Raw genomic sequence first — 26,462 nt, 5'->3', positions numbered from 1 at the left:
CCGCTAGACGTCGCCGTAGGCCGCCTCGGCCGGACGCGTGGTGCGGCCATAGCCGATGATCATGCAGAGCGCGCCGATGATCGAGAGGTTCTTGAGCGCGTCGACCAGCATCTTGGCGTTGTCGGGCGCCGCCATGTTCCAGAAATCGTAGAACAGGACGGTCGCGACGGCGACGTAGACGATCAGCAGCATCGCGAAGAAACGCGCGCCGAAATTCAGCGCGATCATCAGCCCTGCAATGATCTCGAGCCCGCCGATCGCGATCGCCAAGAGCTGCGGCGTGGTCATGGCGGTCGCCGTCTCGACCTGCTGGGCATAAGGCGCGACGACATCGGGCACCACGAGCTTGGTTGCGATGACGTCGGCGGTGGCCTGGATGGCAAACAGCTTGGTCGCGCCCGTGTAGATGAACAGCACGGCGAACAGGATTCGCCCGAAAGTCACGAACGCTGGCATGATCGGCCTCTTGGCAAGCTCAGAGCGCAGAACGCTTGAGGAGATTATGGAGAGTCGTGCGCCGGTTTACAAACGGGGAAATGGCGAACTGATAGGAATTCAAAATTGCCGGTCTCTTCCCTTCTCCCCCTTGTGGGAGAAGGTGGCTCGCCGCGAAGCGGCGAGACGGATGAGGGGTATCTATCGGCACGAGCAACTCGCGAGATCCCGACTCGCGGAAACAACCCCTCATCCGGCGCCACGGCCGAAGCTTCGCTTCGGCGTCGCTAAGAACGGCGGCCGAAGGCCGCCTATGCCACCTTCTCCCACAAGGGGAGAAGGATTGCACCTCCAGCGGCGCGACAGCGGTGCCTTACGTAAACAACGTCGGCTGCTGCCGCGAGGCGCGTTCCTGCGCTTCCACCACGGCGACTGCGGTCATGTTGAGGATGCCGCGTGCCGTCACCGAGGGGGTGAGGATATGCGCGGGGCGCGCGGGGCCGACCAGGATCGGGCCGACGGGCAGCGCGTCCGCCAGCGACTTGATCATCTGATAGGCGACGTTGGCAGTATCCAGGGTCGGCATGATCAGGATGTTGGCCTCGCCCTCCAGCTTGGAATGCGGCAGCACCATCCTTCGCGCAGCTGCGGAGAGCGCGGTGTCGCCCTGCATTTCGCCGTCGGCCTCGATCTCCGGATGCTTGTCCTTCAGAAGCTGGGTCGCCAGCCGCATCTTGCGCGAGGAATCGGTGTCGTAGCTGCCGAAATCCGAATGCGAGACGAAGGCGATCTTCGGCTTGATGTTGAAGCGCTGGACGTGGACCGCGGCGAGCGATGCGATCTCGGCAAGCTCCTCCGCGCTCGGATTGGGGCGAACTTGCGTGTCGGCGATGAAGAAGGCGCCTTTGCTGGTGATCAATAGCGCCAGCGCCGCATAGTCGCTGATTCCAGGCGAGAAGCCGACGATCTCGCGGACGTGGCGCAGATGGCTCATGTAGCGGCCCTCGACGCCGCAGAGCATGGCGTCTGCTTCCCCGCGCGTCACCGCAAGCGCGGCGATCACCGTATTGTTGGTGCGCACCACGGTGCGGGCTGCATCCGGCGTCACCCCGCGGCGACCGGCGACCTCGACATAGGACTGCACGTAGGAGCGGTAGCGCGGATCGTCCTCGGGATTGACGAGGTCGAAATCCTTGCCGGCCCGGATCGAGAGGCCGAAGCGCTTGATGCGCGCCTCCACAACCGACGGACGGCCGACCAGGATCGGCCGCGCCAGCTTTTCCTCCAGCACGACTTGCGTGGCGCGCAGCACGCGCTCGTCCTCGCCTTCGGCATAGATCACGCGCACCGGCTGGGTCTTGGCCTTGGCGAACATCGGCTTCATGACGAGGCCGGAGCGGAAGGCGAAGCGCTCGAGCAGCGCGGTGTATTCGTCGAAATTGGTGATGGGGCGCGTTGCGACGCCCGATTCCATCGCCGCCTTCGCCACGGCCGGCGCGATGCGCAAGATCAACCTGGGATCAAAGGGGCTCGGGATCAGCGAGCCCGGACCGAAGCCCTGCGTCTCGCCGGTGTCGAAACCCTGCGCGACGGCATCCGACGGCGCCTCGCGCGCGAGCTGCGCGATGGCCTCGACGGCGGCCTGCTTCATCTCCTCGTTGATCGCGGTGGCGCCGACATCGAGCGCCCCTCGGAAGATGAAGGGAAAGCAGAGGACGTTGTTGACCTGGTTCGGGTAGTCGGAACGGCCGGTGCAGATCATGGCGTCGGGGCGCGCCTTGCGCGCCTCTTCCGGCATGATTTCCGGCACCGGATTGGCGAGCGCCATGATCAGGGGCTCGTCGCCCATCGCCTTGGCCATCTCCGGCTTGAGCACGCCCGGCGCCGAGAGCCCGATGAAGATGTCGGCGCCGCCGATCACGTCGGCGAGCGTGCGCTTGTCGGTCTTCTGCGCATAGACCGCCTTCCAGCGGTCCATCGAGGTGTTGCGGCCCTCGTGCACGAGGCCGTCGATGTCGCAGACCCAGATGTTCTTGCGCTGCGCGCCCATCGAGACCAGGAGATTGAGTGTCGCAATCGCCGCGGCCCCCGCCCCCGACGCGACGATCTTGACCTCGGACAGCTTCTTGCCGTTCAGCCTCAGACCATTGGTGATGGCGGCGGCGACGATAATCGCAGTGCCGTGCTGGTCGTCGTGGAAGACCGGAATCTTCATGCGCTCCTTCAAGCGCGCTTCGATCTCGAAGCATTCCGGTCCGCGGATGTCCTCCAGATTGATGCCGCCGAAGGTCGGCTCCAGCGCGGCCACGGTCTCGACCACACGGTCGATGGTGTCGGCGGCGATCTCGATGTCGAACACGTCGATGCCGGCGAATTTCTTGAACAGGACCGCCTTGCCTTCCATCACCGGCTTGGAGGCCAGCGGACCGATATTGCCGAGGCCGAGCACCGCGGTGCCGTTGGAGACCACGGCAACCAGGTTGGCGCGCGTGGTGAGCGTGGCCGCCTCGGCCGGATTCTTGGCGATCTCGGTGCAGGCCGCGGCGACGCCCGGCGAATAGGCGAGCGCGAGGTCGCGCTGGTTGGCAAGCGGCTTGCTTGCCTGGATCTCGAGCTTTCCAGGGCGCGGCAGACGGTGGTAGGCGAGCGCCGCCTGGTGGAGATCATCAGAATAGGACGACATGCGGTGTCTCGCCTCGCGTTACCGGCCTCAAAAATGCACGATTCGACGGCCCAAGCGGACCGTATTTCCGGGTCATGGAAACGGGATGAAGCACGGCCGAAGGCCCGGTGGCAACATCCGATTGCATCCCCGTCAACAGGGCGCGCCGTCAAAATTTGAAACCATAGCTTTCTCTGGACCGCGCGGCGTTTCGCGAATATGGCAGGTTGCGCGGTGCGAAACGAGCAACTGGAGCTGGGAATGAAGCGAATCCTGATCGGCCTCGTCGTGGGAGCGGTGCTCGCCGCGGGCGGATGGTTCGGCTTCAATCTGTATGTGCAGAACCGGGCGACCGCCGAGGTCGAGGCGGTGTTCGCGCAGATCCGCTCGGGTGGGGGCAAGGCTAGCCATGGCAAGATCGGGTTCGAGCTCGCGACCCGGACGCTGACGGTGGAGGACATCAAAGTCGAGCCTGCCCAGGCGCAGCTCGCCACCTTGAAGGTCGCCAAGATCACGGCCGTCGGTGTGCGCCAGCCGGACGAGGCTCGTTTCTCGGCCGACAGCATCGAGGCGTCGGGCGTCGAGGTCGGCTTTACATCCACCGAGCGGATCACCGTGAAGTCGAACTACAAGCTCCCGCAGATCACCGCGCGCGATTTTTCCGGCCCGACCCGCGCAGAGGGCACGCCGGTGACCGGCTCGATTATCGACATGTACCGCTTCATCCTCGCGCAATACGCGAACATCTCGGCGTCGGAGATCGCGGTGCCGACCCTCGAGGTCAACGTCGATGCGGGCGGCAATGCCGGCGGCGGTGATTATGTCTATTCGGGCGTGTCCATCCAGAACGTCAACCGGGGCAAGATCGAAACGGCGAAGATGGACCGCGTCGCCCTTACGGTCGACCTGACCCAGCCGGGCAGGCCCGCGAAGATGACCGGCGAATTGTCCGGCCTGGCCATCTACGAATTCGACCCAACCGCCGTGAGGGCTGCGCTCGATCCGCAAGGATCGAACGACGACAATTTTCACAGGATCTATCGGCGCATCTCGGTCAACTCCTATGTCGTGACGGCGGCTCCCGGCATGCGCATGCAGGTGGACGGGTTCACCTTCGACGACATTGCCATCCGGCCCTCGAAATTCCGGCCGGCCGAGATCATCGCGCTGGTGCCGGCCGACGGCTCGATCCCAACGCCGGCACAGTCGCGTGACATGATCGAGAAGGTGACCGACCTCTTCGACGGCTTCCAGATCGGCAAGGCCGAAATTGGCCGGCAAACGGCCGAGACGCCGCAAGGGACGGGACGGCTCGACGCGGTCAAATACGATCAGGACAGAATAACGCTGGAGGGCCTCGACATCCCGATGCCGCAGGGCCAGTTCAAGATGGACCGCTTCGCGTTGAAGTCCTTCAGCGTGGCAAATCTGATGCGCTGGGCGGCGAGTCTCCAAACGCCGGGACGGCCGCCCTCGCCCGATCAGATGGTCGGCCTATTCCGCGTGCTCCAAGGTGCCGAGATCAAGGGCGTGGTCTCGCCGTACAAGACGACGCGGCAGCTCTTCACCATTGATACGATCAGCCTGAACTGGGGGGAGTTCGTCGGGCCGATCCCGAGCAAGGTCAATCTGGTCGTGAAGATGGTCGCGCCGACCGATCCCGCCAATCCGGCGCTGCAGCCGCTGATCATGGCAGGCGTGGACAAGCTGGCGATCGATCTGGATCTCGGCGCGGCCTGGACGGAATCGTCGGGCGCGTTCGCGCTCGCCCCCGCTACGCTCGATCTCGGCAACCTCGCCAGGCTGCAGACCCGCGTCGCGCTCGTCAATGTGCCGCGCGGCCTGTTCACGACCGACCCGGCGCAGGCGATGGGTCAGGCAGCGCTGGTCGAAACCGGCGCGCTTGAGGCCTCGCTGCGTGACGGCGGCGTGGTCGATCTCGTCGTGGCGCAGTTCGCACGCATGCAGAATGTCAGCCGCGATGCTGCCCGCAGCGCCATCGTCGCGATGATCAGGGCGCAAGGCGAGAAGATCGCAGGGACCAATAGCGATGCCAGGGGCGCGGTCGACGCGCTCGCCGGATTCGTGGAAGCGCCGGGGCAGACGCTGACCATCAAACTGACGCCCCGCGCCAAGGTGCCGTTGATGCAATTGATGCAGCTCTCGCAAACCGACCCGCAGAGCGCGCTGGCGCAATTCAGGATCGAGGCCTCGACGGGGCTGTAGGGAAGAGACAGGCGGCTCTCTCCTCCTCGTCATTGCGAGGAGCTCTTGCGACGAAGCAATCCAGACTCGTTCCGCGGAAAGATTCTGGATTGCTTCGCTGCGCTCGCAATGACGAGGAGGAGAGAGCGCGCTTTTCCGCGCACGAGGAGAGGCGTAGCCTCACCTTCACTTCTGCGGCAGGTTTACCCGGATGTGCAGCTCGCGGAGCTGCTTCGTCGTGGCTTCCGACGGAGCGCCCATCAGGAGGTCCATGGCCTGCTGGTTCATCGGGAACAGCGAGATCTCGCGCAGATTCGTGGTGCCACAGAGCAGCATCACGATGCGGTCGACGCCGGCGGCCATACCGCCATGCGGCGGCGCGCCGTACTGGAAGGCGCGGTACATGCCGCCGAAGCGGTCGACCACTTCCTGCTCGCCGTAACCTGCGATCTCGAACGCCTTCACCATGGCTTCGGGCACGTGGTTGCGGATGCCGCCCGAGGCGATCTCGTAGCCGTTACAGGTGATGTCGTACTGGAACGCCTTGATCGTCAGCGGATCCTGCGACTTCAGCGCCTCCAGGCCGCCCTGCGGCATCGAGAACGGGTTGTGCGAGAAGTCGACCTTCTTGTCGTCCTCGTTGTACTCGTACATCGGGAAGTCGACGATCCAGGCGAGCTCGAACCGCTCCTTGTCGGTGAGGTTCAATTCCTCGCCGACCTTGTTGCGGGCGAGACCTGAGAACTTCCAGAACTTGTCGGGATCGCCGGCGACAAAGAAGGCGGCATCGCCTTCCTTGACGCCGAGCTGTGCACGGATCGCCGCGGTGCGCTCAGGCCCGATGTTGTTGGCGAGAGGACCTGCGCCCTCGCCGCCCTCGCGCCACATGATGTAGCCGAGGCCGGGCTGGCCCTCGCCTTGCGCCCACGAGTTCATGCGGTCACAGAAGGCGCGGCTGCCGCCGCCCGGTGCCGGGATCGCCCAGACCTGGTTCTTGGGATCTTCGAGCATGCGCGCGAACACCTTGAAGCCGGAGCCGCGGAAATGCTCGGAGACGTCCTGCATCTCGATGGGATTGCGCAGGTCCGGCTTGTCGCTGCCGTACTTGCGCAGCGCCTCGGCGAACGGAATCCGGCGCCAGCCCTTGGTCACCGGCTTCCCCTTGGCAAACTCTTCAAAGACGCCCGTGATCACAGGCTCCATCGCCGCGAAGACGTCTTCCTGCGTCACAAAGCTCATCTCGACGTCGAGCTGGTAGAACTCACCGGGCAGACGGTCGGCGCGCGGGTCCTCGTCGCGGAAGCAGGGCGCGATCTGGAAGTAGCGGTCGAAGCCCGACATCATCAGCAGCTGCTTGTACTGCTGCGGCGCCTGCGGCAGCGCGTAGAACTTGCCGGGATGGATGCGCGACGGGACGAGGAAGTCGCGGGCGCCTTCCGGCGAGGACGCGGTCAGGATCGGCGTGTTGAACTCGAAGAAGCCCTGCCCCTCCATGCGCCGGCGCATCGACTTGATGATCTCGACGCGCGTCATGATGTTCTGGTGCAGCTTCTCGCGGCGCAGGTCGAGGAAGCGGTACTTGAGGCGGATGTCTTCGGGATATTCCTGGTCGCCGAACACCGGCAGCGGCAGGTCGCCGGCCGGTCCCAGCACCTCGATGTCGCTGATGTAGACCTCGACCTTGCCGGTCGGCAGATCGTCATTGTCGGTGCCATCGGGGCGGCGGCGGACCTTGCCGTCCATCTTGACCACGAACTCCGAGCGCAGCTTTTCGGCCAGCGAGAACGCCGGCGAGTCCGGGTCGACCACGCACTGGGTCAGGCCGTAATGGTCGCGCAGGTCGATGAACAGCACGCCGCCATGGTCGCGGACGCGATGGACCCAGCCCGAGAGGCGGGTGGTCTCGCCGATGTTGCTCTCGCGGAGCGCGCCGCATGTGTGTGACCGGTAGCGATGCATGGTCGTCCCAAAATCAATGTCTGAAGGAGGCGAATCGAACGGCCCGTGATGGCCGGTCCGAAGTTGCGGCAGGGTTTACCCCGGCAGGACGGGGGCGGCAACCAAGGGAACGGCGGGATTTGGACCTCAGGTGCCCATTTTTGGCTTATCCGGGGGCGAACCTTTGCCGATTGACGTTCCAGCCCTATCTTGAGGTCATGACGGTGCATTTCCCCTTCCAGAACTCCTATTCGGCGCTGCCGGACAATTTCTTCGCCCGCGTCGCGCCGACCCCCGTCGCCGCCCCCCGGCTGATCAAGCTGAACCGGCCGCTGGCGGTCCAGCTTGGGCTCGATCCAGACCTGCTGGAGACCCCGGAAGGCGCGGAAATCCTGGCCGGCAAGACGGTTCCCGCCGGAGCGGATCCGATCGCGATGGCCTATGCCGGGCACCAATTCGGGCATTTCGTGCCGCAGCTCGGCGACGGCCGTGCCATCCTGCTCGGCGAGGTCATCGACAAAGACGGCGTCCGCCGCGACATCCAGCTCAAGGGAAGCGGCCCCACCCCATTTTCCCGCCGCGGCGACGGCCGCGCGGCGCTCGGCCCGGTCTTGCGCGAATACATCGTCAGCGAGGCCATGTTTGCGCTGGGCATCCCGACCACGCGCTCGCTCGCCGCGGTCGTCACCGGCGAGCACGTCATCCGCGAGACCGCGTTGCCCGGCGCGGTGCTGACCCGCGTCGCCTCCAGCCACATCCGCGTCGGCACCTTCCAGTTCTTCGCCGTCCGCCGCGACACCGAGGCGATCCGCCGGCTCGCCGATCACGTCATCGCGCGCCATTATCCGGACCTGCTCCACGCCGAGCGGCCGTATCACGCGCTGCTCGCCGCCGTGGTCGCGCGCCAGGCCGAACTGATCGCACGCTGGCTGCTGGTCGGCTTCATTCACGGCGTGATGAACACCGACAACAGCTCGATCTCGGGCGAGACCATCGATTATGGCCCGTGCGCCTTCATGGATTCCTACAATCCTGCCCAGGTGTTCTCCTCGATCGACGAGATGGGCCGCTACGCCTATGCCAACCAGCCGCGCATCGGCTTGTGGAATTTGACGCGGCTTGCCGAATGCCTGCTGCCGCTATTTTCGGACGACCAGGAGAAGGCCGTCGCCGAAGCCCAGGACATTCTCGGCGCCTTCTCGGACCAGTTCAGCGCCGCCTATCAGGCCGGCCTGCGGCGGAAGGTCGGCCTGTTCACCGAGCGCGACGGCGACGATGCGCTGATCCAGGACCTGCTCGACGCCATGGCCAAGAACCAGGCCGATTTCACCCTCACTTTCCGCAAGCTGGGTGAGGCCGCAGGCGATGAGGCTGCGGACGTGCGCGCGCAGTTCATGGAGCCCGCAGCCTTCGACGAATGGGCCGGCCGCTGGCGCGCGCGCATCGCGCTGGAGCCGCAAACCGCCGCCGAGCGCCAGGCCGCCATGCACGCGGTCAACCCGCTCTTCATCCCGCGCAACCACCGCGTCGAGGCCGTGATCCAGGCCGCGGTGAACGACGACGATTACGCGCCGTTCGAGGAGCTGGTGCAGGTGCTGGCGAGGCCGTTCGACGACCAGCCGGAGTATGCGGCCTACGCCGATCCGCCGCTGCCGGATCAGCGCGTGTTGCAGACGTTCTGCGGGACGTGAGGCGGGCTCCGCCACACAGATGCGTAGGGTGGATTAGCCGAAGGCGTAATCCACCACTTCTCTCGACGCGCGAAGAGCGAAAAGGTGGATGACGCTTCGCTAATCCACCCTACGCACTCATTCTACTTCGTCGCCTTCCTCACCCCGCCGAACGATGCCACGTCGAATTTCTGAGGATCGACGGTCTCGTAACGTGACCACTCCATGTCCGGCATCTTGCCGTAGCGTTCGTTCCACGCCTTGTCCGTCGTCGTGTTGCCGGGTGCGACGGGGCGGAGCTCGAAATGCAGCACCTTGTTTGAGCCGATCTCGCCGATCGTGTCCTTCGCCTTGACGGTCGCTCCCACCCTGAGTGTCTCGCCTTTCGGACCGACGACGCGGCCGAGCTGGACATAGCGCGTGTAAACGACGCCGCCGTTCGGATAAGTGTGCTTGAGCACGACGTATCGGCCGCAGCCGCCGATCCCGGGCAAATCGGCCGGCGCCTGCTCGCCGGTCTCGATCTTGACGATAACGCCGTCCGCCATCGCTGCCACCGGAGCGCCCGGCTTGTCGGCGGTGAAATCGACACCGGGATGCTCGTCGTGGGTCCAGCATCCGCAGGATGTCATCGTCTTGTCCGCCGGCTTGTCGGCGCGCGGAAAGCTGCGCGGGGTCAGGAATTCGTTGACCAGCAGTGCCGGCCCGTCGGGGGACGTGAAGGCATGGATCGCATAAAGCGAGAGCTTGTCCCCGACCGGCACTTCGCTCGGCAGGAAGCCGTAGACCACATCCTGGATAAAGACCTTGAGCTCGCGCCCCTTGGCGGAGCGCACCGTGATGCAGTTGGTCGCCTGCAGGCTGTCGGCATCCTGCTTGGGCATGCCGCTCATGATCAGAGACCGCTTGAGCGCTCCGTTGGCACACGGCTCGCCGTGAGAGGCCAGCGTGACATCGAGCTTCAGCGGCGACATTGGGTAGACGTCCATGCCGGTGGCGGGCCGCCGGCGCGCCAGGAATTCGTCGAGATCGGTCTCCTTGTAGCGGGCGAAGTTGAACTCGGCCGCGGTCGCACGCGGACCGGTGCTCAACACGGCAAGCAGGACGGAGAGAGAAGCAAGCAATCCCAGCTTGCGGAAGACTCGCGGCGGCATTGGGGAAACTCGTGATGCAAATGAGGCTTGGACCCAGCAAACCATGACCGCATCTTCACGGCAAGGTAGCTCCTTCACTGCAGCGCAATCGTGAGGCGCCGTCCGCGTCGCATCTGCCCGCGGAGGCGTGTCCACATCTTCAGCAGGCCGCGGGAACCGCTGTCATCAAACTGAAACACACGCGCTCTAACGGGCTGACAGCGCCGTCTTGCCGGAGGCGCCGATCCTCCCACCGTCTCCATTTAGGCGCGCCATGCCCTTTAAATTCATCCACCTCACCGACACGCATCTCGCGAACCCCGGCTCGATGCTCTATGGCCTCGATCCGCGCGCCCGGCTGGATGCGGCGATCGCCGACATCAACAAGCACCAGTCCGACGCTGCGTTTGCGGTCGTGACCGGCGATCTCACCCATTGGGGCGAGCCTGAGTCCTACGCCAACTTCGCCGAGGCGATGACGGCGTTGAAGATTCCCTACATCGCGATGGTCGGCAATCACGACAAGCGCGTCACCTGCCTGGACGCGCTGAAGGCGGCGCCGCGCGATGCCAACGGCTTCGTGCAGGGCACGCGCACCACCGAGCACGGCCTGTTCGTCTTCCTCGACACGCTGGACGAGACCAGCCATGCCGGCGAGATGTGCGCAAAGCGCCTCGGCTGGCTGGCGAATACGCTCGCCGCCGCATCCGCCGACCAGGAATTCGTCGTGTTCATGCACCATCCGCCTTTCCCGGTCGGCGTCCACGCCATGGACGAGATCGCGCTGAAGCAGAGCGCCGAATTCGCGGAAGTCATCGCGCCCTATCGCGCGCGGATCCGCCACCTCTTCTTCGGCCATGTGCACCGGCCGATCTTCGGCAGCTACGGCAATATCCCGTTCTCGACGCTGCGCGGCACCAACCACCAGGTCTGGTTCGAGCTCGACGTCGCGGCCAGCGAGCATCTCGCCAGCCACGAGCCGCCGGCCTATGGCGTCGTGCTGATCGACGACGAGAACCTCGTCGTGCACAGCCACGATTTCCTCGACCAGAGTCTGCGCTTCCCCTTCGAGCCACCGGCGGGAGTGGACGGCCGCGACTACGCGCTCAATTTCCGGGCGCGATGAGATGAGCCTCGCTGAACCCGCGGCTCTTCCGGTCGCGACGTCGGCGGCACCGCGTCTACACGTCCTGAAACGGTTCACGAGCCGCTTCAAGGCCTCGCTGCCGGCCTATCTGCTGCTCCTGCCCTCGCTGGTCTTCCTCGCGCTGTTCACCTATGGCGCGATGGGGCGCGTGCTGATCGATGCGCTCTATCAGCGCGCGACGCCGAAGGCGCCGGTGCGTTTCGTCGGCTTTGAGAACATCAGCGCGGTGCTTGCCGACCCCGCCTTCGCAGGAGCCGTCGTCAACAATTTGATCTACGCCGTCGGCACGGCAGTGCCGAGCATCGCGCTTGCGCTGCTGTTCGCTCTGGCGCTGGCGCGCACCCATGCCGTGAACAGCGCGCTGCGCGCCGCGCTGTTCCTGCCGGTGCTGATCCCGATGGTCGCGGCCTCGGCGCTGTTCCTGTTCATCTTCCTGCCGAATGTCGGCCTGCTCGACTATTACATCGGCCGGCTGCTGCCGGTGCTGCCAAACTGGCTCGGCGACGGCGACATCGCGCTCTACGCGATCATGGTCATCACGATCTGGAAGAACGCCGGCTATTACATGCTGTTCTTCCTCGCCGGCCTCCAGGCCGTGCCCGAGGACGTGATGGAGGCCGCGCATCTCGACGGCGCCGGACCGTATCGGCGGCTGCGCCACATCATCCTGCCGGAGCTCAAGCCCACCTTCCTGTTCGTCACCGTCATCGCCACGCTGAATGCGGTGACGCAGGTCGACCACGTCTTCGTCATGACCCAGGGCGGGCCGTCCAACGCGACCAATCTCGTGCTGTTCTACATCTACCAGCAGGCGGTCGAGCACTACGACATCGGCAAGGCCTCGGCGGCGACGCTGCTGACGCTCGCCGCGCTGATGGCCCTCACCGCGCTGTCCTTCCGCACCATGGCGAGCCGCGAGGGCGGGCCATGAAGCTGTTTGATACGCTGTGGAAGGACGCCCCGCTCGCCACCCGCGGCGAGATCACGCCCAAGCTCGGCTTCGCCCTGACCGTGCTGCTCGCAATGGTCTGGCTGATCCCCTTCCTGTGGATGGTCATCGCGACGCTGCGCCCCGCCTCCGACGGCATCAACGCCATGGCCGAGTTGATGCCGAGCTTGAAGCCCACGCTCGACAATGTCAGGGATGCCTGGGAGATCGGCGATTTCCCGCGCTACACGCTCAACACCACCATCATCTGCACCGGCATCCTCCTGGTGCAGTTCGTCACGATCACGCTGGCGGGCTTTGCCTTCGCGCGCCTGGATTTCGCCGGCAAGACGCCGATCTTCTACCTGTTCCTGATGCAGCTGATGCTGGTGCCGGTGCTGCTGATCGTGCCGAACCTGTCGCTGGTGGCGCAGCTCGGTCTCTACGACACGCTCACCGGGGTGATGATGCCGTTCTTCGCCTCGGCCTTCGGCACCTTCCTGATGCGCCAGGCGTTCGAGGCCATTCCGACCGAGCTGGAAGACGCCGCGCTGATCGATGGCGCCGGTCTGTTCCAGCGCATCCGCCACATCTACGTGCCGCTGTCGATGCCGAGCTTCTCGGCCTTCGCCATCATCTCCGTGACCAGCCACTGGAACGACTTCCTGTGGCCGCTGATGGTGATCAATTCGCCGGACAAGCGCCCGCTCACGATCGGCCTCTCCGTCTTCACCAAGACCGCCGAAGGCACGCAGGCCTGGGGCACCATCGCCGCCGGCACGCTCATGGTGATCGCGCCTCTGCTCGTCGCCTTCCTGATCTTCCAGAAACGCTTCATCAGCTCTTTCGTCACCTCAGGCATCAAATAGGAGACTTTCCGATGCTGTTCTCCCGCAGGCTCATGCTCGGCCTTGCCATGGTAGGTACCATGGCAGGCGTCCTCGCCATTCCGGCCAAGGCCGAAGGTCCGACCGAGGTCGACCTGTTCTTTCCCGTCCCCGTCGACGGCAAGCTCGCCCGCGACATGGGCACCCTGATCAAGGAGTTCAACGAGACTCATCCCAGCGTCAAGGCGACTGCGGTCTACACCGGCTCCTATGACGACACGCTGATCAAGACCCGCGCCGCGATCAAGGCCGGCAAGCCGCCGGCCGCCGTGATCATGTCAGCGAACTTCCTGCTCGACATGCAGATCGAGAACGAGCTCACCAATCTCGATGCGCTGATCAAGGCCGACGGCACCACCAAGGACCAGTTCCTCGGCCAGTTCTTCCCGGCGCTGCACGGCAATGCCGTGATCAACCGCTCGGTCTACGGCGTGCCGTTCCACAATTCGACGCCGCTGCTCTACATCAACGCCGACAAGGCCAAGGAAGCGGGCCTTGATCCGAGCAAGCCGCCGCAGACCTGGGCCGAGCTCACCGACTGGGCCAAGAAGCTGACCAAGCGCGAGGGCGATAAGGTGACCCAATGGGGCATCGCAATCCCCTGCGCCTACGATTACTGCGGCTGGATGATGGAAACGCTCACGATGAGCAATGGCGGCCGCTACTACAACGAGGAGTTCGGCGGCGAGGTCTATTACGACACGCCCTCGATGCTCGGCGCGCTCACCTGGTGGAATGACCTCATTTACAAGCACAAGGTCCACACGCCCGGCGCCACGCCCGGCCCTGCCGTCAGCACCTCCTTCATCTCGGGCAATGCCGCGATGATGATGCTGTCGACAGGCTCGCTCACCTATGTGCGCGACAACGCCAAGTTCCCCTACAAGGTCGCCTTCATCCCGCGCAACGTCCGCAACGCAGTGCCGATCGGCGGCGCCTCGCTGATCATGCCGGCCGGGCTTGAGGCCGACAAGCAGAAGGCCGCCTGGACGCTGATCAAGTGGATGACCTCGCCGGAGAAGAGCGGCTGGTGGAGCCGCGCCACCGGCTATTTCGCGCCGAACATGGCCGCCTACAAGACGCCGGAGATGGTCGAATTCCTGGCCAAGAACCCGGACGCCAAGACCGCCGTCGAGCAGCTCGACGTCGCAAAGCCGTGGTTCGCGACCTACAAGACCGTGCCGGTGCGCAAGAACCTCGAGGACGAGGTGATGCTGGTCCTCAACGGCAAGAAGCAGCCGAAGGAAGCTCTCGCCGCCGCCCAGAAAGCCGCCGACGAGACGCTGAAGCCATACAACGCGGAGACGTCGCTGAAGCTGCCGTAAAATCGGCTGTCCATCGCACGAACAAGCTTCGGCGCCCCGTCATGCGGGGCGCCGAATGCGTTGGGAATGCGCTCGATCAGATCGTCACCACGATCTTGCCGAACTGATCGTTCGACTCCAGAAACCGATGCGCTTCGACGATGTCCTCGAAGCGGAACGTCCTGGCGATGACCGGCTGCAAGGTGCGATCCGACAGCCCGTCGAGAATGAACGCCTTGGCCTGCGCAAGGCGCGCGGGATCGCGGATGATCTCGTGCACGAGGTAGCCGCGCAGCACCAGGCTCTTGGTCAACACGTTGAAGAGCGGAAACGGGGTCGGCTCAGGACTCAATCCACCATATTCGATCAGGATCCCGCCCGGCGACATGGCCGCGGTCAGCGGCTCGAACGCGGGACCACCGACGGCGTCGAAGACGACGCGGACCCCGTTAGATCCGGCGATCGCCTCCAGCCGCGCCCGAATGTCGTCTTCGTCCGAGGCGACGACATGAGGCGCGCCGGCATCGCGCAAGGCCCCAAGCTTGGCCGAGGTCCTGGTCAGCGCGACCGCCGTCGCGCCGACCCGGTTCGCAATCTGAATCGCCGCAATCCCGACGCTGCTGGATGCAGCGGTGATGGCGACGATGTCCCCTCGGCCAAGTCGGGCGATGTCGACCAAAGCGCCGTAGGCCGTCAGATACTGCATCCACACGGCCGCCGCCTTCTTGAAGCCGAGCTCCGGCGGATGTTTCACGATGAGTTCGGCCGGAAACGTCGCGAGCTCGGCATAGGCCGGCCATCGCACCATCGACAGCGGCGGCACGATGCTCACGACATCGCCCGGCACAAAGCTCGTCACATCATCCCCGACCGCATCGACGATGCCGGCCGCCTCCACCCCCAGCCCCGACGGAAATGTCGCGCGCTCGATATAGGTCCCCCTTCGCAACAGGGCCTCGGCGCGATTGAGGCCGAGTGCCTTGACCCGGATCTGCACCTCGCCCGTCGCCGGTGGCGGAACATCGATGGTTTCGATGCGCAGCACGTCGGGACCACCATGGCGATAAAAGCGAACGACGCGGGCCATGGATGCACTCCAAAACAGTTGAACTGAATAGAGCTATGCCGATCCATGCGAAGGGGATAAATCGCCCAAGCAAGCCAACAGTCGAAACCAGGAGTTTTCAATCATGGACCGCCTGACCAGCATGGCCGTGTTCGTCAGGGCCGTCGATCTCGGCTCGTTTGCGGCTGCGGCCGATGCCCTGGAGATGTCGGGGCCGATGGTTGGCAAGCACGTCCGTTTCCTCGAAGAGCGCCTCGGGGCACGGCTCCTCAACCGCACCACGCGGCGCCAGAGCCTGACCGACGCCGGCCAGGCCTACTACGAACGCTGCCGCGCGGTGCTGAGCGAGGCCGAAGCCGCAGATAGCGTCGTTGCCGACCAGCTGTCGGAGCCGCGCGGCAGGCTGCGCGTCACCATGCCGGCCCTGCTGGGACGGCACTGCATTGCGCCGTTGCTGATGAAGCTCGCGCGGAAATATCCGCATCTCGAACTCGACCTCTCGTTCGGCGATCCGATTGCCGACATCGTCGAGGCCGGCTACGATCTGGCAATCCGAACCGGCGATCTCGACGACCAGTCCGGCCTGATCGCACGGCGCATCGCAAGCCAGCGCATGGTGGTATGTGGCGCCCGGTCGTATTTGCGCACGAGCGGCAAACCGAAATCGCTCGACGATCTCGCCGCCCATCAAGCGATCATCTATCGCGGCTCAGGGCGTGTCCGGCCGTGGCTCTTTCCGCAGGAGGGCGCGCCTCCGCGCGAGATCATGCCATCGGGCCGGCTCCGACTTGACGACCTGGAGGCGATTGCCGATGCCGCGGCACAAGGCATGGGTCTCGCCTGGCTACCCTATTGGCTGGTCCGCGAGCGCCTCGACACGGGTGCGCTGGTCAATCTCTTCAGCAGTCAGCCCCAATTCCTCTACGAGTGCCACGCTCTCTGGCCGCGCTCACCCCGGCTGCCGCCGAAGGTGCGCGCTGCCGTGGACATCCTCGCGACCGGCTTGCCGAAGCTGATGGCGTGACCATGGCTGCGCCCAATTAACTTCTCGTCCACCATCCGCCCCGGCCCGCCGCCGGTAACCATCGCAATTAACAGACCCTCAACGCACCCCCGACAAATCTATCAATGTTTCTGGAGATTTCGCCGTGGATCTGTTGGTTTTCGAGTTCCTGGGATTGGCCTTGGTCGCCATGTGCGTGATCGTGGTGGCGCTGCCCTGCGCCCGCAAATCCTCGCACCGGATCCGTTACGAATAGGAATTTCGTCGGAAAGGGACGATTCCGGCCCGATGCAAGGCTCGAATTCGCTTAGAGCCCCTTGACATCACAGCACTTTCGGCGGAACGGCTGATACCAAGTGTCATGGGCCGTTCATGGATTTAATTACCACCACCGCTGACCTCGCGGCTGCCTGCAGCCGGCTGGCCAAGCACCCCGTCATAACAGTCGATACCGAATTCCTGCGCGAGACCACTTACTACCCGCTGCTGTGCGTGGTGCAGATGGCCAGCGCCGAGGAAGCCGTGGTCATCGACACCCTGGCCGAGGGGATCGATCTCAAGCCGTTCTTCGAGCTGATGGGCAACGAGGGCGTGCTCAAGGTGTTTCACGCCGCCCGCCAGGACATTGAGATCATCTGGCACCAGGCGGGCATCATCCCGCACCCGGTGTTCGACACCCAGGTGGCTGCGATGGTGCTCGGTTACGGCGACAGCATCGCCTATGACGCGCTGGTCGAGAAGGTCACCGGCCACCGTCCGGACAAGACCCACCGCTTCACCGACTGGTCGCGCCGGCCGCTGACCAAGGAGCAGATGCATTACGCGGTCTCCGACGTCACCCATCTGCGCGACGTGTTCGCCGCGCTCGACGCCGACCTGAAGAAGCGCCGCCGCAGCGAATGGGTCTCCATCGAGATGGAGGTCCTGACCTCCCCCCGCACCTATGATTTCCATCCCGAGCGCGCCTGGGAGCGCCTGAAGACGCGGGTCCGCAAGCCCAAAGACCTCGCGGTGCTGATGGAGGTCGCGGCCTGGCGCGAACAGGAGGCGCAGAGCCGCGACGTGCCGCGCGGCCGCGTGCTGCGCGACGAAGCCGTCACCGATATCGCGACCCACGCGCCGACCACGCTGGAGAAGCTCGCCCATCTGCGCTCGGTGCCGAAGGGGTTCGAGAAATCCAAATGGGGCGCGGACATCATCGCCGCGGTCGAGCGGGGGCTGGCGCGGGACTTCTCGAAGCTGCCCAAGCTGGAGAAACCGCGCAACAATTCCAACGGCGCCGCCATCGTCGAGCTGTTGAAGGTGCTGTTGCGGATGACCGCCGAGCGCCACGCAGTCGCAAGCAAGGTGATCGCGACCGTCGACGACTTAGAGGAGATCGCGGCGGACGATGAGGCCGACGTGCCCGCCTTGCGCGGTTGGCGCCGCGAGCTGTTCGGCGACGCCGCGCTGAAGCTCAAGCGCGGCGAGCTCGCGCTCGCGATCGAGAAAGGCCGCGTGATCGGGGTGCAGCGGGCGTAGGGGCACGCTGTCGCGCCGATTTCCCGTCATTGCGAGCCAACGGGTCCGCGCGAAGCGCGGCCCGATGACAGGTTCAGGGAAGCAATCCAGAATCCCTCGTCGGAAACAGTCTGGATTGCTTCGTCGCAAGAGCTCCTCGCAATGACGACGGAGAGAGCGACGAAGCCTTACGCCGGCGTCAGCTTCGCCACTTCGCTCTTCATGTCGTTCAGCACGCCGGAGATCGCGTCCACCAGTTCGTCGATCTGGATCTTGGTCGTGATCAGCGGCGGGCAGATCGCGATGGCATCGAGCATGTTGCGCGAGATCACGCCGCGCTCCTGGAGCATGCGGCTGGCGATGCCGCCGACGGCGCCCGGCGTTGCCGCCGCGGTCTTGCGCGCCTTGTCGAGCACGAGCTCGAGCGCGGCGATCATGCCGACGCCGCGGACCTCGCCGACCAGCGGGTGGCTGGCGAGTTCACGCAAGCGGCCCTGCATGTAGCCACCGAGCTCGGCCGCGTGTGCGACGAGGCCGCGCTCCTCGATGATCTTGAGGTTCTCCAGCGCAATCGCCGAGCCGACCGGATGGCCGCCCGCGGTGAAGCCGTGGCCGAGCACGCCGATCTTGTTGCTCTCGTCCGCGATCGGCTCGAACATGCGGTCGTTCAGGATGATCGCCGAGAGCGGGAAATAGCTCGATGTGATCTGCTTGGAGACGACGATCGCATCGGGCTTAATGCCGTAGGTCTCGCAGCCGAACATCTTGCCAGTGCGGCCGAAACCGCAGATCACCTCGTCGGCGACCAGGAGAATGTCGTACTTCTTCAGGACCTTCTGGATCTTGTCCCAATAGGTCGCCGGCGGCACCACGACACCGCCCGCCCCCATCACCGGCTCGCCGAAGAACGCCGCGATCGTATCCGGCCCTTCCTTCTGGATCAGGGCGTCGAGCTCCTCGGCCCGGCGCGTGGCGAAGGCTTCCTCGCTCTCGCCGGGGGCGCCGTCCTTGTAGAAGTGCGGCGAGCCCGTATGCAGGATGTTCGGCAGCGGCAGGTCGAACGAGCGGTGGTTGTTCGGCAGGCCCGTGAGGCTGGCGGATGCGATGGTGACGCCGTGATAGGCACGCAGGCGGCTGATCACCTTCTTGCGCTGCGGTTGGCCGAGCGCGTTGGAGCGATAGGCGATCAGCTTCAACACGGTGTCGTTCGCTTCCGAGCCGGAATTGGTGAAGAACACCTTGCTCATGGGCACCGGCGCGAGCGCGACCAGTTTCTCGGCGAGGTCGATCGAGGGACCGTGCGATTTGGCGGAGAACGTATGGTAGAACGGCAGCGCCTGCATCTGCTTGTGCGCCGCCTCGACCAGTCGCTTCTCGTTGAAGCCGAGCCCGACGCTCCACAGGCCCGCCATGGCTTCGAAATAGCGCTTGCCCGACGCGTCGAAGACGTAAGGCCCCTCGCCGCGCTCGATCACCAGCGGACCGGCCTGCTGATGCGTGCGCGCATTGGTGTAGGGATGGAGCTGATAGGCCACATCCCGGGCCTCTTGCGAATTGGGCAGCATGGACATTTGCGATGATCCCTAAAAGCGTCACGCCGCCGGCGGGCCGGCGTCATCACTCGATGGCGAGTACTTGTCTCAAGTACTTGGCTATTGCCACGACGCAAAACTTGCAATGCCAATTCGTCGGCGGCAAGCGCTCAGCAGCGATGCACAAAGCCGCACATGATAGGACCGCGGATCGCAGAATCGGGCTGGGCAGCTCTCACGCCGCGCCGTCGTCGTCCACTTCGTCGGTGGCGGAAACGGCTTCCCTCACCTCCACCAGCGCCATCGAGAGCAAGTAGACCGTGGTAGGCAGCCCAAGTCTGCGCGCCTTCTCGGCGGCATGCGACAGATCGCTCGCCAGCTCCTTGAGCTCGTCTCCCCGCGACAATTCTCAACCCCATCGACCGGCCGCGGCCGCCTACACCGCAACGGCGCCGCTGGTTCTGATCAGTTCGGCGCTGGACTGGATTGTAGCAAAATTCGCAATGACATCCACTACCGCATGCCGGTAGGCCGCGGCATCGTCCGTGCCCGGCTGCCGGCAAGCCACCGCGTCGGTGATCACATGGTAGCGATGACTGCGGTGAAACCCCTCGACGGCAGTGGCCAGGATGGTCTCGTCCAGGGAAAAGCCGATCAGGATGCAGCGTGTGGTGCGGATAGCGGACATGTGGCCGCCAAACCGCGACGAGCTGTAGGCGGACGGCAGTGGGTGCTCGAACGTCATCTCGCCCGGTTGTGGCCTGGTCTCCGCGATCCAATCGGTCAGCCTGGATGACGGATTGAACCAAGCCGCCTGCGCGATGCGCTTCAGATGCATCACCGGCCATAGATTGCTGCGCCACAGCGTCAGGAGTTCCAGGCAGCGCGCTGTCGTCGCATCGCCCTCGCGGATAACGTGACGGCGGCCGGGGGTCAGGTACTCGACCTGAAGATCCGCACAGACCAGGATCGGCGGATCATCGTGCATTGAAACCAGCATCGAGTTGCGCGCAGCTGCACCTGTTTCAGCGGTCGGCGAGCGCGAGGTCCCGCAGCGGCGAGGTCACCGCCCGCCCGGCCGAGGCATCGAGCACGCCAGGACGGTCCCAATCGCCCTCGGGACGAATAATCACATAGGGATCGCTATCCAGCGTGATGGCGTCCGGGCCCGGCTCGATCTCCAGCAGCATCTCCGTGTAGGAGAAATCCGAGAACGTGATCTTGCGGTTGTGACCGAGCGGCTTGGCACCGAAATGGGCCCAGAAATCGACCAGCCGGTCCTGCGCCTGGCCGTAGATCTTGCGAAAGCCCTTGCGCTTCACATAATCGACACTGGCCTGCACCAGCTTGAACGAGACGCGCGAGCGCCGATATTGGTGACGCACCGCAAGCCGCTCCACCTTGGCGAAATCGCCGAAGAAGCGCACCCGCAGGCAGCCCGCAGGCTCGTTGCCGACGAAGCCGATGAAATGCGCCGCGACCATGTCGTTGCCGTCGAACTCCTCCTCGAACGGACAATCCTGCTCGGCGAGGTAGACCGCCGAGCGGATGGCGGTCACCAGCATGAGATCGCTTGGGTCGCGCGCGAGGCGGATGGTGATAGCGCGGGAACAGGGCTTGGCGACTGGAATCCTAGTACCGTGCATCTGCAAAGCTCCTTGATTGGATGATCGCTCCCGGCATGCGCATCGGCTGTCGATGCCAGGGCCGCTCGTAGCACCAAAGGTCGGGTTGGAAGCTCGGGACGGGCGCAAAGCCTGTCGCCTTCATGATGTCGCGTCCGGCCACCGTTGACGGCTGCGCATAGCAATCCGCATCGCGAAACCTTATCTGCCGCAGATGAGCCGCGGCCTTACCGAGACCGGCGATGCCGCGGCCCGTCGCCGCGATCGCCCAGATGTAGATGGCAGCGACGTCTTCGTCTGCCGATGCGAGATAACGCGTCTCGGGCGCGGTGAGGCAAATCTCGTCGAGCAGCAGCGCGTCATGTCCGCGGTCATTGAGAAACAGGAAGGCCATGCCGCCGACGAGCTTGCCTTTGCGGCTGAATGTCAGGATGCTCTGGGGATCGAAGACGTAATATTTGGCAAGCTCCGCCGTCCCGATCTGCACGCCCGGCACCAGCCGGTGCGCCATCTCCGAAAGCGCTCCAATTTCGGAAAATTGCGCACAGCGGACGTCGACGTCCGGGCTCAGCGGCAAGGCATCGAAATCATGCCTTGCGGCAAACGTGCCCCTTTCCATACTCATGTCGCGCCTCTATCGTTCGAGGCTTTCATGCCCCGCTACGACGAGCTTAGCGGTTGGGGATCAGGAGTATGCAGCAGTTATTGCACCGGGGTGCTGCGATGATGCAGCACCGTGAAGAAGCCCTGGGCGCGTCCTGGGATGATTTGAAGCTGTTTTTAGCGTGCGCAAAATTTAAAAGTTTTCGGAATGCCGCCGAAGAGCTCGGCCTCACCTCCACCACGCTGATGCGCCGCATCGACCGGCTCGAGGAGAGCATTGGGTGCAAGCTGTTCCTGCGCGACCAGAGCGGGCTGACGCTCAGCGATGAAGGCGCCGCGATGATCGCCGACGTCACGCATATGGAGCGTCATGCCTTCAACGTCTTCCGCCGCGCCGCGCGGTCCTCGAACGACACCTCGGGCACCGTTCGCGTCGCGGTGACGGAAGGCCCCGGCAATTTCTGGATCCTGCCGCGGTTGATCGACTTCCAGAAGACGTACCGCAAGATCACGGTCGATCTGCGCTGCGCGATGGAGCAGGCCGACGTCGCGCGGCTCGAATCCGATATCGCGATCCAGCTCGAGCCGCCGACCAATCCCGATCTGATCGTCGCCAAGCTCGGCCGCCTCCACATCTATCCCTTCGTCTCCAAGGAGTATGAAAGCCTCTACGGCGTGCCGGCAACGCTCGCCGAACTGAACAATCACCGCATCATCAAGCAGAGCGCGCCGCAGGTCGACGACGGCGCCTATGCCCGCGTGCTCGGGCTGAAGTCGCTCGAAGGCATCGTCGGGATCAAGACCAATTCGTCGGTGGGCGTGCTCTACGCGGTGGAGCGCGGCGCCGGCATCGGCTTCCTGCCGACGGTATCGATCGCGCTCGGTGCGCCGCTCGTTGCGGTCGATCTCGGCGTCAGCCATCACGCCGATCTCTGGCTCACCTATCACAAGGAGTTCCGCAGCTCCGAGCGGCACAAGATCGTGGTCGACTGGCTGAAGAAGATCTTCGATGCCAGGACCTATCCCTGCTTCCGCGACGAGTTCATCCATCCGAACGCGCTGGTGCCGATGATGACGGCGGCGCGCGAGGGCTTTGGCCTGGCGGGATACGTGGCGACGGCGCCGACTTAACGCAGGCGAGCGTCAGCTCACCATTTGTATTCGAAGCCGAGCGTGCCCTGGTGCGAGGTGAGCTCGTTGCGAAATTTGCCGTCGTAATTGACGTAGAGCCTCGCCACGTTGGTCAGGCTGAGCGAAGCCGAGGCGCCGGCATCCGCGCCGTAACGGCTCTCGCCGATGCCGGGGACGATGACGTTCTGGGCGCCCAGACTGACCTGGATGGATCCGAGGTCCTGGTGGAAATTGTCGACGAACTTGCCGTAGGCCGAGAGGTCCAGGATCTTCTGGTCGATGATGAAATAGCGGCCGACCTCGGCCCCGAGCATGATGCGCGCGCGCGAGAGCGCCGACGAGCCGACGTTGAGCGGATCGAGCCCGCCGGTCTCCTGGAACGCGGCGCTGGTGGCACGCACATATTCCAGCGCGCCCTTGGGCACGATGCGCATCTCGTCCTTGGTCCAGTAATAGCTGATCTCGGTCAGCGCGCCGTCCACGGCGGCGCGATAGCGCGCGGTCGCAAGGCCAAGGCCGGTATCGCGGCTGGAATGGACCTTGCCGAAGCCGTGCACCATGGCAAAGGCCCAGGTCCACGGGCCCTTGTCGATTGAGCCGCTGAAGCCGAGCTGGGTGAGATCGAGGGTTGCGGATTGCAGCGCCAGCGGCACGTCGATGTCGGTGTGGCTGTGGTCGACGGAGAATCCGATGTTGACGCCGGGTGCGAGCCGCGCGCCAAAGCCGGCAACGCCGCCGAAGGTCTTGCGCTTGTCGCCGACGAAGTCGCCTTGCGCTTCGGTGCGGACCGACAGGCCATAGCCCTCGAACCAGGTGCGGTAGCGCGGATCTTCCGCAGCCACCGAGGCGCCGCCGCCGCCCGGATTGGTGCGGAACGCCCGGCTGACGCCGCTCGAGGCCTGATTGCCGAGCCGCTCCAGAAAGCCTGAGCCGAAATTGAGCATGCTGTTGCCGGCTGACTGATTTTGATTGGTCGAGGTCGGCGACGGAATCGGGGTCGGTGACGGCGTGGGTGTCGGCGTGGGCGTCGGGGTCGGCGTGGGCGTGCTTTGCGCGAAGCCGGGCGTTACGGCCGCCATCGTCACGACCAGGGCAAACGCCATCGCGAGCGCAGCCACGATCCGGCGGACGCGGTCCAGCCCGATCGTCTGCCGTGTCCCGAAGAGCTGCGCGGCGCAGCGCATGCGATGAATCCCGAAAGCGAAGTGGCGGGCGCGCAAAAATGCAACACGGTCTGCGGCGCTTGCGGCGATTTGGGCCGAACTGCCACGAGGGGTCAACCGGTTGGCGCATAACGGCCGAGGCTATTGCACCGATTGTGGTTCTGCTGCCACAGGTCGCAAATTGCGCTTGAAGGCACCTGGCTTGCTCTTGAAATCCGCGCGCGGCTTGCTAGCCGGCGAATTTCATGTTGCAATAACGTTCACAATCGGAATTGGCCGTTTGCTGTGCGTTTCGCGACATTGCGCCTCAAGACTCGAACAGACTTCCGGGAGCCCGTTTGTGGCGTGGCACGCGAAAAAGCGGCCGCGTCGTTTTTATATCTAGTGGAGGAGACGAGCGATGCCGCAAAAGGGCACCGTCAAATGGTTCAACCCGACAAAGGGCTATGGGTTCATCAAGCCGAATGGCAGCGACAAGGACGTGTTCGTCCACATCTCCGCCGTCGAGCGTGCGGGACTCTCTACCCTCAACGAGAACCAGGTGGTTGAATTCGACCTCGTGGAGAACCGCGGCAAATCATCCGCGGAGAACCTCAAGGTTTCCTGATGTCTCTCGCGGCATGCGAGCGATCATGACGTTGCCCCCGGCTCTGCCGGGGGATTTTGTTTGTGGCGCCGAAACGGCGACGACTCTTCAGCGCGCCACCGGCGCAACCAGAAAATTCTCCGACGCTGCGCTTCCCGCCGTCCTGCAGACATCGCCCTCGATGCGGACCTTACCGGCCGCGAGCAGCCGCAGCGCCTCGGGATAGATGCGGTGCTCGACTTCGAGGATGCGCTCGGACAGCGTCTCCGCGGTATCGTGGTCGCTGACGGGAACCGCGCCCTGCATCACGATCGGGCCGGCATCGGTCTCGGGAATGACGAAGTGGACCGTCGCGCCGGAGAGCTTGACGCCGGCGCGCAGGGCCTGGCCGTGCGGGTCGAGGCCGGGGAACGATGGCAGCAGCGAGGGATGGATGTTGAGCATCCGCCCGTACCAGGCCTTGGTGAACTCGGCCGTGAACAGGCGCATGAAGCCGCCGAGACAAATCAGCTCGATGCCGTGCTTGTCGAGCGCGGCCTGCAGCACCGTCTCGAAGCCGGCGCGGTCCCTGCCGAACGGCTTGCTTTCGATCACCTCGGTGGTCACGCCGCTCGCTCTGGCACGTTCGAGCCCGGGCGCATCCGCCTTGTTCGAGATGACGAGCGATATCTCCGCCGGGAAATCCGCGGCGGCGGCTGCCCTGATCAGCGCAGCCATGTTGGAGCCGCGCCCGGAAATCAGGATGGCGACGCGGCGCTTCATCACGGCGCCAGTCATTAAAGCGCCATGTCGAGGTGGCCGTTATAGACGACGCGGTGCTCGCCCTCGGCCGGAATCACGGTGCCGAGCTGCGCCACGGTCTCGCCTGCGTCGGTGAAGACTTCGACGACCTTGTCGACCTTGTCGGGCTCGACGATCGCGATCATGCCGATGCCGCAATTGAAGGTGCGCAGCATTTCCAGCTCGGCGATGCCGGCTTGGGCCGCCAGCCATTTGAACACCGGCAGCACCGGCAGGCGTGCCAGGTCGATGCCGACACCGAGATGCTTCGGCAGCACGCGCGGGATGTTGTCGGTGAAGCCGCCGCCGGTGATGTGGGCGAGCCCCTTCACCGCCCCGGTCTCGCGGATCGCGCGCAGGCACGATTTCACGTACAGCCTGGTCGGCGTCAGCAGCGCGCCGCCGAGCGTCATCACCGGCGCGAACGGCGCCTGCGCCTCGAAGCCGAGGCCCGACTGCTCGACGATCTTGCGGACCAGGGAGAAGCCGTTGGAATGCACGCCGGACGAAGCGAGACCGATCACGGCATCGCCCGCGGCGATGTCCTTGCGCGGCAACAACGTACCGCGCTCGGCGGCGCCGACGGCAAAGCCGCCGAGATCGTAGTCGCCGTCCTTGTAGAGGCCGGGCATTTCGGCAGTCTCCCCGCCGATCAAAGCGCAGCCGGATTCGCGGCATCCCTCCGCAACGCCCGCGACGATGGCGGCCGTGGCCTCCGGATCGAGCTTGCCGCAGGCGAAATAGTCCAGGAAAAACAGCGGCTCGGCGCCCTGGACCACGAGGTCGTTGACGCTCATGGCGACGAGGTCGATGCCGATGCCGCCATGCAGGCCGGTCTCGATCGCGATCTTGACCTTGGTGCCGACACCGTCGGTCGCGGCCACGAGGACCGGATCCTTGAAGCCGGCCGCCTTGAGGTCGAACAGGCCGCCGAAGCCGCCGATCTCGGCATCGGCGCCCGGCCGCGCGGTGGCGCGCACCATCGGCTTGATCAGGTCGACCAGGCGGTTGCCCGCGTCGATATCGACGCCTGAATCGGCGTAAGTGAGGCCGTTTTTGCGGTCGGTCATGCCCGATTTCCAGTGGGTTTGCGGCTGGTTACGTTGAATTCCGGGGACGCGCAATGGCTCGCATGGCGCTCCCCGCTATACTATGTAGACATAT

23 protein-coding genes are annotated in these 26,462 nt (G+C 64.8%); 10 read left to right on the top strand and 13 right to left on the bottom strand.

The features are described from left to right. Positions 1 to 3: 3 nt before the first annotated feature. Positions 4 to 456 carry a DoxX family membrane protein gene (locus tag I6F31_RS19170; RefSeq protein WP_036000486.1) on the bottom strand — a complete coding sequence of 151 codons (453 nt, stop codon included), beginning with the start codon at positions 454 to 456 and terminating at the stop codon, positions 4 to 6. A gap of 352 nt (positions 457 to 808) precedes the next feature. Continuing rightward, a complete protein-coding gene (locus I6F31_RS19165; protein ID WP_225185943.1) occupies positions 809 to 3,118 on the bottom strand; it encodes an NADP-dependent malic enzyme in 2,310 nt (769 codons plus the stop codon). Between the two features lie 240 nt (positions 3,119 to 3,358). On the opposite strand from I6F31_RS19165, the gene I6F31_RS19160 reads away from it, so the two are divergent. Next, a complete protein-coding gene (locus I6F31_RS19160; protein WP_225185942.1) occupies positions 3,359 to 5,323 on the top strand; it encodes a hypothetical protein in 1,965 nt (654 codons plus the stop codon). Positions 5,324 to 5,488: 165 nt separating this feature from the next. Here I6F31_RS19160 and aspS read toward each other — a convergent pair whose 3' ends face one another. Then, complete coding sequence (gene aspS, locus I6F31_RS19155) at positions 5,489 to 7,261, bottom strand: aspartate--tRNA ligase (protein ID WP_225185941.1); 1,773 nt, start codon at positions 7,259 to 7,261, stop codon at positions 5,489 to 5,491. 197 nt (positions 7,262 to 7,458) lie between these two features. Here aspS and I6F31_RS19150 point away from each other — a divergent pair, with 197 nt between their 5' ends. Continuing rightward, positions 7,459 to 8,931: a protein adenylyltransferase SelO gene (locus I6F31_RS19150; protein ID WP_036000509.1), complete on the top strand. Its 1,473-nt coding sequence runs from the start codon at positions 7,459 to 7,461 to the stop codon at positions 8,929 to 8,931. A 122-nt stretch (positions 8,932 to 9,053) separates the two neighbouring features. Here I6F31_RS19150 and I6F31_RS19145 read toward each other — a convergent pair whose 3' ends face one another. Continuing rightward, on the bottom strand, positions 9,054 to 10,064 hold the full coding sequence (locus tag I6F31_RS19145; protein ID WP_225185940.1) for a M23 family metallopeptidase: 1,011 nt from the start codon (positions 10,062 to 10,064) through the stop codon (positions 9,054 to 9,056). A 253-nt stretch (positions 10,065 to 10,317) separates the two neighbouring features. On the opposite strand from I6F31_RS19145, the gene I6F31_RS19140 reads away from it, so the two are divergent. The 4 genes from I6F31_RS19140 to I6F31_RS19125 are packed head-to-tail and all read left to right on the top strand — an operon-like array spanning position 10,318 to position 14,330. Continuing rightward, positions 10,318 to 11,169 carry a phosphodiesterase gene (locus tag I6F31_RS19140; protein WP_225185939.1) on the top strand — a complete coding sequence of 284 codons (852 nt, stop codon included), beginning with the start codon at positions 10,318 to 10,320 and terminating at the stop codon, positions 11,167 to 11,169. Position 11,170: 1 nt separating this feature from the next. Next, entirely contained in the window at positions 11,171 to 12,121 is a 951-nt protein-coding gene (locus tag I6F31_RS19135) for a sugar ABC transporter permease (protein ID WP_225185938.1), read from the top strand. Further along, positions 12,118 to 12,987: a carbohydrate ABC transporter permease gene (locus I6F31_RS19130; protein WP_057028987.1), complete on the top strand. Its 870-nt coding sequence runs from the start codon at positions 12,118 to 12,120 to the stop codon at positions 12,985 to 12,987. Before I6F31_RS19135 ends, I6F31_RS19130 begins: the two co-directional genes overlap by 4 nt. 11 nt (positions 12,988 to 12,998) lie before the next feature. Then, positions 12,999 to 14,330, top strand: a complete 1,332-nt coding sequence (locus I6F31_RS19125; protein WP_225140279.1) for an ABC transporter substrate-binding protein — start codon at positions 12,999 to 13,001, stop codon at positions 14,328 to 14,330. A gap of 76 nt (positions 14,331 to 14,406) precedes the next feature. Here I6F31_RS19125 and I6F31_RS19120 read toward each other — a convergent pair whose 3' ends face one another. Continuing rightward, positions 14,407 to 15,396, bottom strand: coding sequence for a zinc-dependent alcohol dehydrogenase family protein (locus I6F31_RS19120; RefSeq protein WP_225140278.1), 990 nt, complete (start codon positions 15,394 to 15,396; stop codon positions 14,407 to 14,409). Between the two features lie 103 nt (positions 15,397 to 15,499). On the opposite strand from I6F31_RS19120, the gene I6F31_RS19115 reads away from it, so the two are divergent. Beyond that, the gene (locus tag I6F31_RS19115; RefSeq protein ID WP_036000535.1) at positions 15,500 to 16,399 is read left to right on the top strand and encodes a LysR family transcriptional regulator; all 900 of its coding nucleotides are present in this window, start codon (positions 15,500 to 15,502) and stop codon (positions 16,397 to 16,399) included. Positions 16,400 to 16,750: 351 nt separating this feature from the next. Then, on the top strand, positions 16,751 to 17,899 hold the full coding sequence (gene rnd / locus I6F31_RS19110; protein WP_036000537.1) for a ribonuclease D: 1,149 nt from the start codon (positions 16,751 to 16,753) through the stop codon (positions 17,897 to 17,899). A gap of 167 nt (positions 17,900 to 18,066) precedes the next feature. Here the strand turns inward: rnd and I6F31_RS19105 are convergent, their stop codons facing one another. The 5 genes from I6F31_RS19105 to I6F31_RS19085 all read right to left on the bottom strand — a co-directional run bounded on the left by I6F31_RS19105 (position 18,067) and on the right by I6F31_RS19085 (position 21,660). Then, on the bottom strand, positions 18,067 to 19,449 hold the full coding sequence (locus tag I6F31_RS19105) for an aspartate aminotransferase family protein (protein WP_225140277.1): 1,383 nt from the start codon (positions 19,447 to 19,449) through the stop codon (positions 18,067 to 18,069). A gap of 196 nt (positions 19,450 to 19,645) precedes the next feature. Beyond that, entirely contained in the window at positions 19,646 to 19,816 is a 171-nt protein-coding gene (locus I6F31_RS19100) for a hypothetical protein (RefSeq protein ID WP_225133048.1), read from the bottom strand. A gap of 30 nt (positions 19,817 to 19,846) precedes the next feature. Continuing rightward, positions 19,847 to 20,410: an isochorismatase family protein gene (locus tag I6F31_RS19095; protein ID WP_225140276.1), complete on the bottom strand. Its 564-nt coding sequence runs from the start codon at positions 20,408 to 20,410 to the stop codon at positions 19,847 to 19,849. A 25-nt stretch (positions 20,411 to 20,435) separates the two neighbouring features. Beyond that, positions 20,436 to 21,056: a GNAT family N-acetyltransferase gene (locus I6F31_RS19090; protein ID WP_036000546.1), complete on the bottom strand. Its 621-nt coding sequence runs from the start codon at positions 21,054 to 21,056 to the stop codon at positions 20,436 to 20,438. Then, positions 21,043 to 21,660, bottom strand: coding sequence for a hypothetical protein (locus tag I6F31_RS19085; protein WP_036000548.1), 618 nt, complete (start codon positions 21,658 to 21,660; stop codon positions 21,043 to 21,045). Before I6F31_RS19085 ends, I6F31_RS19090 begins: the two co-directional genes overlap by 14 nt. Positions 21,661 to 21,728: 68 nt before the next feature. Between I6F31_RS19085 and I6F31_RS19080 the strand changes: the two genes are divergently transcribed. After that, positions 21,729 to 22,769, top strand: a complete 1,041-nt coding sequence (locus tag I6F31_RS19080) for a LysR family transcriptional regulator (RefSeq protein ID WP_036000552.1) — start codon at positions 21,729 to 21,731, stop codon at positions 22,767 to 22,769. 17 nt (positions 22,770 to 22,786) lie between these two features. On the opposite strand, the gene I6F31_RS19075 is transcribed toward I6F31_RS19080, so the two are convergent. Then, positions 22,787 to 23,953 (bottom strand): autotransporter outer membrane beta-barrel domain-containing protein, encoded by a 1,167-nt coding sequence (locus I6F31_RS19075; protein ID WP_036000554.1) that lies wholly within the window; start codon positions 23,951 to 23,953, stop codon positions 22,787 to 22,789. Positions 23,954 to 24,332: 379 nt separating this feature from the next. Between I6F31_RS19075 and I6F31_RS19070 the strand changes: the two genes are divergently transcribed. Continuing rightward, positions 24,333 to 24,539: a cold-shock protein gene (locus I6F31_RS19070; RefSeq protein WP_027576280.1), complete on the top strand. Its 207-nt coding sequence runs from the start codon at positions 24,333 to 24,335 to the stop codon at positions 24,537 to 24,539. 87 nt (positions 24,540 to 24,626) lie between these two features. Here the strand turns inward: I6F31_RS19070 and purN are convergent, their stop codons facing one another. Next, on the bottom strand, positions 24,627 to 25,280 hold the full coding sequence (gene purN, locus I6F31_RS19065) for a phosphoribosylglycinamide formyltransferase (RefSeq protein WP_036000572.1): 654 nt from the start codon (positions 25,278 to 25,280) through the stop codon (positions 24,627 to 24,629). A 14-nt stretch (positions 25,281 to 25,294) separates the two neighbouring features. Continuing rightward, entirely contained in the window at positions 25,295 to 26,368 is a 1,074-nt protein-coding gene (gene purM, locus I6F31_RS19060; RefSeq protein ID WP_036000563.1) for a phosphoribosylformylglycinamidine cyclo-ligase, read from the bottom strand. Positions 26,369 to 26,462: the final 94 nt, after the last annotated feature.

This window comes from Bradyrhizobium sp. NBAIM01, from assembly GCF_020194115.1.
Taxonomy (GTDB): domain Bacteria; phylum Pseudomonadota; class Alphaproteobacteria; order Rhizobiales; family Xanthobacteraceae; genus Bradyrhizobium; species Bradyrhizobium yuanmingense.
This window is presented reverse-complemented; position numbering and strand designations above follow the sequence as displayed.